10 protein-coding genes, 1 tRNA gene and 2 pseudogenes are annotated in these 13,729 nt (G+C 34.1%); 11 read left to right on the top strand and 2 right to left on the bottom strand.

The window, feature by feature from the left end; genetic code table 11:
* Positions 1-46: 46 nt before the first annotated feature.
* Together rimO and lexA are read right to left on the bottom strand one after the other, a co-directional pair.
* Entirely contained in the window at positions 47-1,360 is a 1,314-nt protein-coding gene (gene rimO / locus ACFIK4_RS09950; RefSeq protein ID WP_375611919.1) for a 30S ribosomal protein S12 methylthiotransferase RimO, read from the bottom strand.
* A 461-nt stretch (positions 1,361-1,821) separates the two neighbouring features.
* A pseudogene (lexA, locus tag ACFIK4_RS09945) lies at positions 1,822-2,528 on the bottom strand (transcriptional repressor LexA).
* A gap of 1,204 nt (positions 2,529-3,732) precedes the next feature.
* On the opposite strand from lexA, the gene ACFIK4_RS09940 reads away from it, so the two are divergent.
* The 11 genes and pseudogenes from ACFIK4_RS09940 to ACFIK4_RS09890 all read left to right on the top strand — a co-directional run bounded on the left by ACFIK4_RS09940 (position 3,733) and on the right by ACFIK4_RS09890 (position 13,573).
* A tRNA-Lys gene (locus tag ACFIK4_RS09940) sits at positions 3,733-3,808 on the top strand.
* A 539-nt stretch (positions 3,809-4,347) separates the two neighbouring features.
* A complete protein-coding gene (locus ACFIK4_RS09935) occupies positions 4,348-5,247 on the top strand; it encodes a septal ring lytic transglycosylase RlpA family protein (protein WP_375610370.1) in 900 nt (299 codons plus the stop codon).
* 1,089 nt (positions 5,248-6,336) lie between these two features.
* Complete coding sequence (locus tag ACFIK4_RS09930; protein WP_375628125.1) at positions 6,337-7,500, top strand: D-alanyl-D-alanine carboxypeptidase family protein; 1,164 nt, start codon at positions 6,337-6,339, stop codon at positions 7,498-7,500.
* Positions 7,501-7,528: 28 nt separating this feature from the next.
* A complete protein-coding gene (tmk, locus tag ACFIK4_RS09925; protein ID WP_375613423.1) occupies positions 7,529-8,173 on the top strand; it encodes a dTMP kinase in 645 nt (214 codons plus the stop codon).
* Entirely contained in the window at positions 8,170-9,213 is a 1,044-nt protein-coding gene (locus ACFIK4_RS09920) for a DNA polymerase III subunit delta' (RefSeq protein WP_375632226.1), read from the top strand. Before tmk ends, ACFIK4_RS09920 begins: the two co-directional genes overlap by 4 nt.
* 76 nt (positions 9,214-9,289) lie before the next feature.
* Complete coding sequence (metG, locus tag ACFIK4_RS09915) at positions 9,290-10,849, top strand: methionine--tRNA ligase (RefSeq protein WP_375638404.1); 1,560 nt, start codon at positions 9,290-9,292, stop codon at positions 10,847-10,849.
* Positions 10,839-11,612, top strand: a complete 774-nt coding sequence (locus ACFIK4_RS09910) for a TatD family hydrolase (protein WP_375638403.1) — start codon at positions 10,839-10,841, stop codon at positions 11,610-11,612. Before metG ends, ACFIK4_RS09910 begins: the two co-directional genes overlap by 11 nt.
* A 10-nt stretch (positions 11,613-11,622) precedes the next feature.
* On the top strand, positions 11,623-12,432 hold the full coding sequence (locus tag ACFIK4_RS09905; RefSeq protein WP_375675852.1) for an MBL fold metallo-hydrolase: 810 nt from the start codon (positions 11,623-11,625) through the stop codon (positions 12,430-12,432).
* A 109-nt stretch (positions 12,433-12,541) separates the two neighbouring features.
* Positions 12,542-12,901 (top strand): hypothetical protein, encoded by a 360-nt coding sequence (locus ACFIK4_RS09900; RefSeq protein ID WP_375606871.1) that lies wholly within the window; start codon positions 12,542-12,544, stop codon positions 12,899-12,901.
* A 44-nt stretch (positions 12,902-12,945) separates the two neighbouring features.
* Positions 12,946-13,087, top strand: a pseudogene (locus ACFIK4_RS09895) (MBL fold metallo-hydrolase); the annotation flags it as partial.
* Positions 13,088-13,210: 123 nt separating this feature from the next.
* Positions 13,211-13,573: a hypothetical protein gene (locus ACFIK4_RS09890; protein WP_375618144.1), complete on the top strand. Its 363-nt coding sequence runs from the start codon at positions 13,211-13,213 to the stop codon at positions 13,571-13,573.
* The last annotated feature ends 156 nt before the right edge of the window (positions 13,574-13,729 follow it).

Below are 13,729 nucleotides of genomic sequence, written 5' to 3'. Positions count from 1 at the left end.
GCTGATAGAAATCTTCATCATTGAGGACAGGGAAGGAGTTAAATTTTTAAACTGCTATACCATAAAGGTCATAGGCATCCGATTGTTCGATTTTAACGGTGACAAATTCACCAACACGCAGTGGGCGTCGTGATGATATATGGACAACACCATCTATTTCTGGAGCATCGTACTGACTACGTCCTTTGGCAACTTTTCCTTGACTTTCATCGATAAGCACTCGGAGTCTTTTTCCAATTTTTTTCTTTAAAAGATGTGTAGAAATTTGTTGTTGTTTTGCCATAAAACGATGCCAGCGGTTTTCTTTCACCTCTTCAGGAATATTTTCTAATCCCAAATCATTTGCGGCAGCTCCTTTTACTTCTTCATATTTAAAGCACCCCGCGCGTTCAATTTTTGCTTCTTCTAGCCATTCTAGAAGTATATTAAAATCTTCATTCGTTTCACCAGGAAAACCAACGATAAATGTTGATCGCAAAGTAAGATCTGGACATATTTTCCGCCATTTTTCAATTTTACGGTTTGTTTTTTCCATAAGTGCGGGACGCTTCATGTGACGCAAAACAGTTGGTGATGCATGCTGAAAAGGTATATCCAGATAAGGAAGAATTTTTTTTGCAGCCATAAGTTCGATAACTTCATCAACATGGGGATAAGGATAAACGTAATGCATACGTACCCAAATACCCATATCGCCTAGTTCGCGACAAAGATCAAAGAATTTAGTTTTGATTGTACGATCTTTCCAAGAATTTTCGAGATATTTAAGATCAACACCATAAGCACTCGTATCCTGTGAAATAACCAAAAGTTCTTTTACACCCGCTTGCACGAGTTTTTCAGCTTCACGAAGAACATCGCTGATGGGACGTGAAGTGAGATCACCACGCAAAGTAGGGATGATACAAAAACTACACCGATTAGAGCATCCTTCAGAAATCTTTAAGTAGGCGTAATGGCGAGGTGTTAAACGAATACCTTGGGGAGGAACTAAATCAAGAAAAGGATCATGAACAGGAGGAATTGCTGTATGAACAGCTTCTATAACGCTTTCATAAGCTTGCGGTTTTGTAATAGCCAATACATTAGGATATGTTTGGCGAATAGCATCAGGATCAGCACCAAGACACCCTGTTACAATAACTTTTCCATTTTTTTTAAGAGCTTCATCAATATTGGCTAATGATTCTCTCCTTGCCGAGTCAAGAAAACCACAGGTATTCACAATAACGACATCAGCTCCTTGATGTTGACGTGAAATCTCATACCCTTCAGAGCGAAGGCGTGTAATAATTCGCTCAGAATCTACGAGTGCTTTTGGGCATCCGAGGGAGACAAAACTAATACGAGGTGCTACCATGATGATCCTACAATTACTATGAATGATTGAGTTACGCTTTTATTAATTTAAAAATAATGTTCTTTATTTTTATACCTATGCAATACAATCTGTTACAAAGTTATTTGATTTTTTTCTACAAAATTTTATGTGTTTTTATGCATGCATACAATTTTGTCTTATTATATCGTAAAATTCCGTTATTGAGGATGATGATATAAGACAGCTTCCTTCAAAGCATTTAAGTTCTTTTCAAAGTACGTGGTGAATATTTTAAAACTTACTTGTCAAGCCTTGCATTAAGTGAAGAACATGGAGGGAAGGGAAAGTGAAACCTGCTCGATAAGGATCTGGATTGTTTATAAACCGAATTGGGGGCATCCTTTGGCTGTGGAGAAGAAGTCAATTGCGTGTGGCACAATAAAAAAAATACTCAACAGCTTCTTATTGCGATATCTATCGCGTACTATAAGGTTTATTTTTTAATATTTGCGAATAAGTCCGGTAAGTTTTCCTTGTATTTCTATACGCTCGGATTCGTATGTCCGTACTTCATAATGAGGATTTGCGGCTTCTAATGCAATAGAAGCTCCTTTGCGTCGATAACGTTTTAATGTGGCTTCTTTTTTATCAATAAACGCAACAATAATTTCACCTGTTATTGCTGTATTTTGACGTTTTACAATGATCGTATCTTTATCAAAGATACCAGCCTCCATCATAGAATCATCTTTAACTTCTAATGCGTAGTGCTCACCTGTATTAACCATATCGAGTGGAAGAGAAAGGCTGTTTATTTGTTGCAGTATAGCAGAGGCGGGTACGCTTGCAGAAATACGTCCCATAATAGGAATGGTGATATTTTTTTTTTTTCTTCTTCATCAAAGGGACTCAAGCTTTTTGATATTTCCCTTTTATTTCTTTCTATTATACTGGGAGAAATTTTACGTGCTAAAGAAAGGTTAAATGTTATTTTCTCAGGAAGTCGAATCACCTCCACAGCACGAGCACGATTGGGCAAACGACGTATAAAACCTCTTTGTTCTAAGGCTATAATGAGCTTATGAATACCAGACTTTGAAGAAAGCTCTAATGCATTTTTCATTTCTTCAAAAGAAGGAGGAACACCAGTTTCTTTTATATGGTTATGAATAAACAAGAGTAGCTCATACTGTTTACATGTTAGCATTCAATATTCCAATCAAAATAATAAAAATTAGTAAAGTAAAAATACATGTATATATAACACTTTTACAATTTTTATCGCCAAATCAAAATTATTTTCTTTGTTTTTGATCTTATCGTTTAATAAAGCAATATTTTTATTTATAGATATATTTAAATTATTATTTATATAGCTATATAGCTACATTAATATTAAATAATGTATAAAATACTTTATAGTTCTGACTGAATTATATAACACCAAATTTTATGACCAGTATTATCCTTTTCTTCTAAAAATATATCTACATGTTTTGTAATTTCTGATATAAAAAAGTTAAATAGAAGGCATTCTATATATTTAGAACTCTCTATGGGTATTTAAAATCATTTTACATACTGCATATTATTTCTGCTTTTTTATTCTTAGTAAAATTATCTACAGCTCTAATAGTGAGCACAATTTATAGTCATTCGGGATATTTTCAATGAGACTAAATTTTGCTTCATATCTACTTTATTCTATAGGATAAATTGGCTTTCATTATATATTCATTATGCATAAATAAAATTATACTCTCAAAATGCCATTGTTGCTCATTGTTCCATTTTCAGGTCTAACGTGTCAACTGCTATATACTATTTTCATGAACCCTAATGTTACGATAAATTTTGATTATTGAAAGGAGGCATAAAAGGTATTTTCATTTCTTTTTTATAGTTTTATTCTCTCACTTATATTGGTCAAGAAAATGCTTTTTATTGTTTCAATATAAAAAAGATTTGAAATGAGATAAGCTTACAGTATTTGAGACTTCTCACTCAAGTGAAAAATAATAAATTATTATAAATCAATATATTATCTTATAAAGCTGTATTCATATTTGAAAATTAAACACTAAAATATAAAGATATAAAAATAGTATTATAATAAAAGGTATTTTTTCTTCTCTACCCATTATGCTCAACAACCCATGTGAGGGGAAGGGGGTATTGCTCATAATTTTAACGCTTCGAATCTATGCAATATTTTGCAGTGAAATTTTTCCTTTATTGAAACTTCAAAAAGAAGATTAAAGAGTACTTATACAATGATGAAGTAAAGGGGCGAAAACGGAAAATTATTGATAACTGAAGAAAATAATAATATTTTTTCCAAAAGGTGTTGACCAAATGGAAAGTCAACCGTATGTTCCCTTCACTTTCTGCAAACTAGATAGCTTGTGTGAGAGCGCGTAGCTCAGCTGGTAGAGCAACTGACTTTTAATCAGTAGGTCCAGGGTTCGAATCCCTGCGCGCTCACCAAATTTAAGTAATATCAATAGGCTATAAAAAATTTAAGAATCTTTTTTGTTTTGATTCTTTTTGAAGTTTTTATCGATTCTATAGTCTGTCATTTTCTATCAGCTGTTTTTGGAATAGAGCGGTGCTATGCTGTCTCCATTTTCAACAAACTTACGGATAGGGTTGTACCTGCGTTGGCAGCACATGCGGTTTCTAATTTTCTCAATCCATAGGTGGTTTTTAATACCCACTGCATTACATGATTCGCAAAACAGTTGCTAAAATCACCACTTATTCACACTTATATTATGAAATGAATTTTCTATAAGATGTTGATTTGTTTAAATTTTAATCTTTTTAACATCTACTATAGTACATTTATTTTGTATGAAAACCATAAAAAGGTTAACAACACGTTAATTTCTTGATAGAAGGGGCCAATTCAAGAGTGGTATATGCGCGAGGGGAATCATTTAAAAACGTAAATTCTTCCGTTGCGTACAAAAAGCGTGACGTGGTTTTTACAAGTAGTACTTAACAGAAATAAGTGGACTGAATAGATGCCTTCAAATAGAAAAAAGAAAATTACTTTTATGATTAAACCAACACTTCAATTGTTTTCTATGATCGTCATTTCTCAGTCACTGGTATCTTGTTGCGCAAGCCAAACTATGAATTTTTCAATAAAAGATTCCTATCATAATAAACCAATTAACGTAAACACTTCTGTACTACCTCAACAAGTATCTAATAAGAAGAATCAATCGGAAGAAAAAAAGCGTGGACGAGCGATTGTTGGTAAACCTTATCAAATAAAAGGAAAGTGGTATTATCCTCAAAGTGATCCAACTTATAAACGTGTTGGCGAAGCATCATGGTATGGTTCAGATTTTCATGGACGTTTAACTGCCAACGGTGAAATTTATGACATGAATCTTTTGACTGCTGCTCATCCTACAATGCCTTTACCTAGCTATGCTCGTGTTACTAATTTGAAAAATGGGTCTTCAATCGTTGTTAGAGTGAATGATCGCGGACCTTTTATGAAAGACAGAATCATTGATTTATCAAGGCAAGCTGCGGCAATATTGGGGTATGTAGATAGGGGGGTCGCAGATGTTAAAGTAGAATATATTGCTGAAGCACCTGTTGGCTATTATGATGCTGCATATTTAATGTCCTCTTATACTCCTGGAAATGCTGCCCCATATTCATTAGCGTCGGAAAATGTTGCGAAAAAAAGAGAAACTGTTTTGTTAAAAGAGCAGCGCAATACAAGGAACAAAAAAGAATTAGCTAAAGCAGCTGCTGTTGAACAAGAACAACGTAATAAAACTGTTGCAGTTAAATTGCCAGAAATTGGTCCTATCATGGTTGATAAGCCGATACCATTCGATCAAGTTGCTTCTATAAATAAGCTAAACAAAAAAACAAAGGTTAATTGGCTACAACTGTTTTAAGAAAAAATGCATTGATTTTTTATCTATATAATTTTCTAGTAAAAAAGGTAAGAAATTACGGATTTAGTGTAGGATTTTTATCTTAAAGCGCTTTGTCCTTTTCAAAAAGCGTGGTTGGGTTCTATTATTATAAATTCAGTACGGCCTTTCCACTCCATTGCTGGTCTATTCGTCGTTTTATGATATTGCTTGCTTAATAAAGCGTGTACTTTTCTTGCTGTAATAGCTTTTGCTAGACGAAGGTAAATTATTGTGTCAGTCTGTTTGTGTAATCTCTAAAACAACTTGTACTCTCGATTTGAGAGGAATAAAAAGCTTAACAAGTAAAAAAATATTTTCTTTTGATTCGGCCTTGCATCTTTCTAAAGTATCTACGGTAATATCTTATGAAAAGATTATGCATTATCTCATGCTTTTGTTTATCATGTTCTTTAATGGAGTAAGTTCCCTCACGAAAAACAGAGCGTCTCAAACAAAATACACTTACATTGCCAATTCATGGACTTATTTAAAAGAGACATACTTTAACACGCTACAAGCCTATTTTGCGACAGCGCCTGTGAATGGTATAACTGTTAACGCCTTTAGACATCAGCATCTTTACTCTTATGAAGATATAAATCGACACCATCATACACTTTGCAAGCCCCCAATGTTTTGTGCGATAATTCTTAACACTTGAGAGGTTTATAAGAAGTATTTTTACTCTCTTTTTTAATAATTTTTATCCATATACGAACCCTACTTATGACCCGTAAGTAAGCGATTTTTAATGAATTCAATATGAGAAGAGGGGATGAGAGAATCTTACAGTATTTTGAGTTAGCTTCAATTTTAAAATGATAATTTATCATAACAAATCAAAATACTATCAATAAAAATAGGAAAAAATCTTTTGTCTCTCATACATTTAAAATGTTAAATTGAACCTACATGGAAGATAAAAAACGTGTCATATTATTTTTTCTAAAGCTAAATGAAAATAAAATCTTTTTATGAGTTGTAAATAATTCCTCAATTTTCAGAAATCAAAAAGTTTTTTCCTATATAAGATTCTTTATGTTGATCTTTGGGATGGGAGGAGCAGCTATGTATACAGCATTAAGGATCTTATTGATATTATGGGGAGTATTGGCATTTGATACGTGGGGGAGAGCACAAGATTTTCAAACTCCCGCATCACAACTGTTATTACTCGATGATGATACAGAGACAATACTTTATGAAAAACAAAGTGATATTCCTTTTTTTCCTGCTTCATTAGTAAAATTGATGACAGCAGAAGTTGTATTTCATCAATTAAAAAAAGGATTATTAAAAAGTACGCAGAAATTCAAGGTCAGTGAAAATGCTTGGCGCAAAGGTGGAGCACCTTCCGGTACAACCACTATGTTTGCAAAGATAAAGACAGAAATCAGTGTTTCTGATCTTTTACGTGGTTTAATTATTGTGAATGGAAATGATGCTGCTATTATTCTTGCTGAAGGAATATCAGGACATGAAGATCATTTTGTAAAACTGATGAATCAGCGCGCAAAAATAATCGGATTATCTCAGAGTCATTTTGTTAATGCTACAGGGCTACCCGAAGAGGGACAATTTGTAACTGTGCGTGATATGATTATATTAGCACGTCATATTGTTCAGGAATATCCGGATTATTATGCACTTTATTGTGAGCCTCATTTTACATGGAATAATATTTTTCAACGTAATAAAAACCCTCTTATTTCTAAGGAAATTGGTGTAGAAGGATTTGGTTTTGGCTACAGTGAAAAAGAAGGTTTTTCAATGGTTGCCACCATTTCTAAAAATCATCGACGTCTTTTTTTAGCAATCAATGGTTTGCAAGATGGTAAAAAATATACAAAAGAAATAGAACGCATTCTTCAATGGGGGATGACGGCATTTGATCTCAAAACAATTTTCACAAAAGAAGAAACGGTTGGTCGTGCTTCTGTTTACGGTGGTAAGAAAAATTTTGTTCCACTCATTGTTAAAACACCAATAAGTTTTATGCTTTCGAATGAAAAAAAAGTAAATGTTAAAGCAAAAATTAAATATCATGGTCCATTGAAAGCCCCCATCGTTTCTGGGCAATCAGTTGGTGTTATTCAAATTTTAGAAGATAAAAAGATTCTTCTGGAAAAACCAGTTTTTGCCGGAATGAATATTCAGGAAGGAAGTTTCTTTGCAAAAGTAAAAAATGCATTCTATGAAATAACAATTGGATGGTTACGGAAATATTTGTAGTTACGCGCTAATAAGGTTAAGGTCATACGTGTCAGGTTATTTTATTACATTCGAAGGAGGGGAGGGGGTAGGAAAAACGGTGCAGATTTCTTTACTTGCTGAGTCTCTCTCTCACCAAGGTTATGATGTTGTTACAACACGAGAACCAGGAGGAACGCCAGGAGCAGAAGCAATCCGGCATATTTTGTTGTCGGGGCAGACGCAACAGTATGGACCGTTGATTGAAGCTGTTTTGTTTACAGCTGCACGCGCTGACCATTTTCATGAAGTTATTGCACCTTCTTTGCAAAAAGGTAAAATCGTTTTATGTGACCGCTTTATTGATTCTACACGCGTTTATCAAGGACTCAATAATAGAGTCAGTTCTTCTCTTCTTTCTGTTTTAGAGTGTATTGCGCTCAATGGTATTTTGCCTCATTTAACATTTTTATTAGATATGCCAGCAATGTGTGGTATGAAGCGTGCAAATTTACGAAGAAAAAAAACAGAAGAAATTGATTATTTTGAAAAAGATCAGTTGGAAATTCAAGAACAAAGACGTCAGGCTTTTCTTCAATTGGCCAAACAAGAACCCCATAGATTTCGAGTCATTGATGCCACTGGCTCAGTGGAAGCTATTGCTCATCAAATAAAAAATATTTGTCATCAGGTATTGTTGGATCAGCTTTCATGAGTAATTTAAATACCTTACGCCAATATGATGATATTGATACAATTTTATCACCATCCCAGAACAATGTTATCTTTGGTCATGAGGATGTGCGTCATTTTTTGACACAAATGCTTAAAGAAGAGCGTTTGCATCATGCATTATTATTTGAAGGAGAATACGGGATTGGAAAGGCTACATTAGCCTTTCATCTTGCTTGGAACATTTTAAGTTTTCAACAGAGTTCTTTCTTGAAACCCGATCCTTATTCTACCCCATGGCGCCAAATTACACAAGGAAGTCACCCTGGTCTTTTGTATATTTCACGTCGATTTGATGTGAAAACACAAAAGTTTAAAACAGGAATACTCGTTGATGATATCCGTGATATTATGCATTTTTTAAGTCGAACATCGCAAGATAATGGATGGCGTATTGTTATTATTGATTCTGCAGATGATATGAATAGAAATGCAGCAAATGCAATTCTCAAAATACTTGAAGAACCACCTACAAAAACGTTATTTGTTATTATCGCACATTCTTCAGGAAAATTGCTTCCAACAATCCATTCACGGTGTCAAAAAATTTCTTTTCGTCCGTTGAATAACGATGAAATGAAAAAAGTTATTATACATATTTTCGCCGATCAGGATTTACCTGATGAAAAAACAATTGAAATGATTATTAAAAAATCTAAAGGAAGTCCTCGAAAAGCCGCTTTACTTATTTGCCATGGCGGTCTTGAAGTTATTAAAACAATTGATGCTCTCCTAGAGAAACCTGTTTGTAATGCAACGATTGTACATACTCTTGCACAAACATTTTCATCTGCTTCTTCTACATTCCAATTTCAACAATTTTGTGATGAAATTCTTAATAAAATTCAAAAAAAAGCTATCATGCTCGTTGAAAAGGGAGACTTATTTCTCTCAAAAAAATATGCGGAAAAATGGCAGGAGATTCATCAAGAAATAGAGGAAATACAACTGTTTAATCTCGATAAAAAGCAGTTTGTTATTAACTTACTTTTTAAAGTTCATAAGATCATTCATGAGAATTAGTTTTTCCGTGACAATGCGATGAACAAGCGTTATGTCATTATATCTTCTATTTATAGCGTTTTACAACGAGTATGACATGCGTGACACATATTACATAACAACTCCCATTTTTTATCCTAATGCTGCTCCACATATTGGACATGCTTATAGTGCCATTACAAGCGATGTTTTAGCCCGCTTTCAACGGTTAAACGGAAAAAATGTATTTTTTCTTTCTGGTACAGATGAGCATGGTCTCAAGATGCAACAAACCGCAGCTGCATTAGGCATGACACCTCAGCAACTTGCAGATCGTAATAGTGCGGTGTTTCAAAAAATGCTTGCAGTATTAAATTGTTCTAATGATGATTTTATCCGTACGACAGAAGAACGCCATTATCAAGCTTGTCAAGAAATTTGGAAAAAGATGGAAGCAAATGGCGATATTTATCTCGGTCGTTATACGGGGTGGTATTCGGTTCGCCAAGAAGCGTATTATGAAGAGAAAGATACAGAAGTTGGAGCAGACAACATCCGTCGCGAGAAGGAATTAGGCTCTCCAGTTGAATGGAATGAAGAAGAAAGTTATTTTTTTAGACTTTCTGGTTATGAAAAGGCTCTTCTTGAATATTATGAAAAATATCCTGATTTTATTTTGCCACTTGAGCGGCGTAATGAAATTATAAGTTTTATCAAATCGGGATTAAAAGATATCTCTATTTCACGCACAAGTTTTAACTGGGGAATTGCTGTTCCTGAGAATCCAAAGCACGTGATGTATGTCTGGGTTGATGCGCTTACAAATTATCTATCAGCAATAGGTTTTTTCAATGAAAATTCAAAAAAACGTGATTTTTGGCCTGCAAATACGCATATTATTGGTAAGGATATTATTCGTTTTCATGCAGTCTATTGGCCGGCATTTTTAATGTCTGCTGGAATTGAATTGCCTAAAAATATTTTTGCACATGGTTTTTTACTTAATCGTGGTGCAAAAATGTCAAAATCTATTGGAAATGTCGTTGATCCTTTTGAAATGGTTGATCATTATGGTCTTGATCAGGTCCGTTATTTCCTTCTCCGTGAAGTGCCATTCGGACAAGATGGTAGTTATAGTCATGAAAGCCTTGTGAACCGTATTAATGCTGATCTTGCTAACGATCTTGGTAATTTAGCACAGCGCTGTTTGTCTATGATTGCCAAAAATTGTAATGCACAAGTCCCGAAACCAGCTTTATTTTTAGCTCAAGATAAACAGCTTTTAGAACAATCTCTTCAAGTACTTGAAACTGTACACCAAGCTATGTCTTCTTATAGTATGCATTTAGCACTTTCAGCTATTTTTTCAATTGTAGCAGATGCCAATCGCTATTTTGCCAACGAACAACCTTGGAGTTTACGTAAAAACGATCGAGAACGATTTTCTACAGTTCTTTATATAACTGTAGAAATCTTGCGGAGAATAGGAATTATGCTTTTGCCTTTCATACCCCAATCAGCAACGAAACTTCTTGATAGCCTTGCGGTTGCTGAAGATGATCGGTTATTGTATCATATAAGTCATTCAAAAATTCAAGAAGGGCTTGATCTTCCACCACCAGAACCAATTTTTCCTCGTTATATCTTGAAGAAAGAAGACACTCATCATGTTGATTGATACACATTGTCATCTTGATTTTGAAGACTTTTCACAAGATTTGGATAATGTTATCCAACGGGCTTTAGATGCTGACGTTAAACGTATGATAACAATTTCAACCCATGTTCATAAGTTAGATAAACTGTTAGCCATTGCGCAAAGCTATGATCAAGTCTTTTGTTCCGTTGGAACACACCCCAATCACGCGCATGAAGAACAAAATATTACAGCGGAAGAGCTTATACAGCTCTCGAATCATCCTAAAATTGTTGCGTTTGGGGAAGGGGGCCTTGATTATCATTATGATTACTCTACACCAGAAGAGCAAAAGAAAGTTTTTCAAGAACATATCATTGCTTCTCGAGAAACACAGATTCCTCTTGTTATACATTCACGCAATGCCGATATCGATATGGAGAAAATATTACGTGAACAGATAAAAGAAGGAGCTTTTCCCTTTATCCTTCATTGTTATTCGTCTGGAATGCAACTTGCTCGTGCTGGAATTGAACTTGGTGGTTATATTTCTTTTTCGGGTATTCTTACTTTTAAAAACGCACTTGAAATCCGTGAAATAGCAAAAATTGTGCCCCATGAGCATTTGTTAGTGGAAACAGATGCTCCATTTTTAGCACCTAGTCCCCATCGGGGCAAAACAAATGAACCATCTTTTGTATGTTATACAGCAGCTGTTTTGGCTGAAACAATTGGCTTAAGCATTGAAGAAACAGCTCAAATAACAACGCGTAATGCTTTTCGTTTATTTAGCAAAATGAAATAAGGCAAAAGATATGTGTGATCAATACCGATTTACAATATTAGGTTGTGGTCCTTCTCCAGGAGTGCCAAGACCTAATGGTGATTGGGGAACATGTGATCCGAATAACCCTAAAAATAAACGCTACAGAAGTTCTTTATTAGTTGAACGTATTAAACCTTCAGGAGGCAAAACAACGATCGTTATTGATACAGGTCCAGATTTTCGCTCACAAATGATCGATGCGCGTGTAAGCCATCTTGATGCTGCTCTTTACACGCATTCTCATGCAGACCATATCCACGGTATTGATGATTTACGCAGCTATGCACTTGCACAAAAATGTTTAATAGATATCTATGCCGACAGATTTACACTAGAGCATCTCAAAAGTGCTTTCGGATATTGTTTTCAAACTCCAAAAGATTCATCTTATTCTCCCATTTTAAAAGAGCATCTTATCAATGAAGATAGCCAATTTATTATTCAGGGGCAGGGCGGAAAAATAAGCGTCAATACACATTTACAACACCACGGAAACATTCATTCCTTAGGTTTTCGGATTGGGAACGTTGCCTATTGTACGGATGTTAGTGAATTTCCTGAAAAAACATTATCCAAATTAATGGGTTTGGATGTTCTCATCATCGAAGCCCTTCAATTTAAATCTCACCCAAGTCATTTTTCTGTTGATCAAGCATTACAATGGATAAAATATTTAAAGCCAAAACAAGCAATACTCACACATATGGATAGATCGCTGGATTATAATGCAGTCGTAAATTACGTTCCATCCTATGTAAAACCTGCGTATCAGGGCCTTACTTTCGAAACAACTGCATAAGCTTATTCATACAATATTTTACGTTAAATAAAGTTTTTTGAAGATTATCCTTTATTTTGTTTTATTTTTGACATAAATATCACTTTTTTATGTTTAAAATGAGGTTTTTATGTATAAGAATTTTAAGCGGGGTGTATGTATTGCCGTTTTAGCAGTTTCCTTGACAGCATGTGGGGGGCGTTTAGAAAAAAATATTGCAACGACAACATTACATGATGGATCAATGAGTTGCACCGATATTCAACGGGAGTTTTTTGCTAATAAACGACAGATTAATGATACAATTAGAGAGCGTTCTACAGCAAGAAATAAAAATGTAGCTTTAGCAGCGGCAGGTGTTGTATTTTTACCTGCTCTGTTTTTTATGGATCCTAAATCCAGTGAAAGCAATGAAATTTCGGCTTTAAATAATCGTAATGCTGTTTTGAGTGATCTTGCACGTATGAAACGTTGTAAAATAGTACAGTAATTTTTCTTATTTATCATATGTAATTTCATTTTTTGGTCTTTAAGGAATATACCTTAAAGACCAAATCGAAATTAATGGATTTGGATGTTCTCATCATTGAAGCTCTACTCACACATAATTACAATGTGGTCGTAAATTACGTCCCATCCTATGTAAAACCTTGCATATCAAGGTCTTACTTTTTAAACAGATGCGTGAACTTATTAACGAAATATATTTTTGTTGATAGTATATTTGTTAAAATTTTAATCTTACTTTTGCTCTATTTAAATCTCATTAAAAACATTTTGTGTTAAAAGTGAGGTTTTTATGTATAAAGAAAATTTTAAATGGGGTGTATGTATTGTCGTTTTAGCGTTTTTTTTGACAGCATGTGGGGGGCGTTTAGAAAAAAATATTCCAGTTACCACATTACATGATGGAACAATGAGTTGTTCTGATATTCAACGGGAATTTTTTGCTAATAAGCGCCAAATCGATGCTACAATTAGAGAGCGTTATAAAGCAAGAAATAAAAATGCGGCTTTAGCAGCAACAAGTCTTGTATTTCTTCCTGCTTTGTTTTTTATAGATCCTAAATCCAGTGAAAGTAATGAAATTTCAGCTTTAAATAACCGTAATGCTGTTTTGAGTGATCTTGCACGTACGAAACGTTGTCAAATAGCACAATAATTTTTCTTAGTTTTATTATACGTAATTTCATTATCACTATCACTATTTTTGGTCTTTAAGGAATGTACTTTAAAGACCAAATTTTATTTTAAAAGTAAATTGTATGATATAAATATGATGATGTTTTAAAGGAGGGTTTTCTTTTTGGATAAAGGA

It is taken from the genome of Bartonella sp. AP9QHHD (assembly GCF_042195625.1).
Taxonomy (GTDB): Bacteria; Pseudomonadota; Alphaproteobacteria; order Rhizobiales; family Rhizobiaceae; genus Bartonella.
The sequence above is the reverse complement of the archived record's forward strand: the minus strand, read 5'-3'. Positions and strand labels throughout refer to the sequence as shown.

Excerpts from the sequence above, each read along its gene's own strand:
- rimO (WP_375611919.1), bottom strand. The coding sequence starts at position 1,360 with ATGGTAGCACCTCGTATTAGTTTTGTCTCCCTCGGATGCCCAAAAGCA.
- ACFIK4_RS09935 (WP_375610370.1), top strand. The coding sequence starts at position 4,348 with ATGCCTTCAAATAGAAAAAAGAAAATTACTTTTATGATTAAACCAACA.
- ACFIK4_RS09930 (WP_375628125.1), top strand. The coding sequence starts at position 6,337 with ATGTATACAGCATTAAGGATCTTATTGATATTATGGGGAGTATTGGCA.
- ACFIK4_RS09920 (WP_375632226.1), top strand. The coding sequence starts at position 8,170 with ATGAGTAATTTAAATACCTTACGCCAATATGATGATATTGATACAATT.
- metG (WP_375638404.1), top strand. The coding sequence starts at position 9,290 with ATGCGTGACACATATTACATAACAACTCCCATTTTTTATCCTAATGCT.
- ACFIK4_RS09910 (WP_375638403.1), top strand. The coding sequence starts at position 10,839 with ATGTTGATTGATACACATTGTCATCTTGATTTTGAAGACTTTTCACAA.
- ACFIK4_RS09905 (WP_375675852.1), top strand. The coding sequence starts at position 11,623 with ATGTGTGATCAATACCGATTTACAATATTAGGTTGTGGTCCTTCTCCA.
- ACFIK4_RS09900 (WP_375606871.1), top strand. The coding sequence starts at position 12,542 with ATGTATAAGAATTTTAAGCGGGGTGTATGTATTGCCGTTTTAGCAGTT.
- ACFIK4_RS09890 (WP_375618144.1), top strand. The coding sequence starts at position 13,211 with ATGTATAAAGAAAATTTTAAATGGGGTGTATGTATTGTCGTTTTAGCG.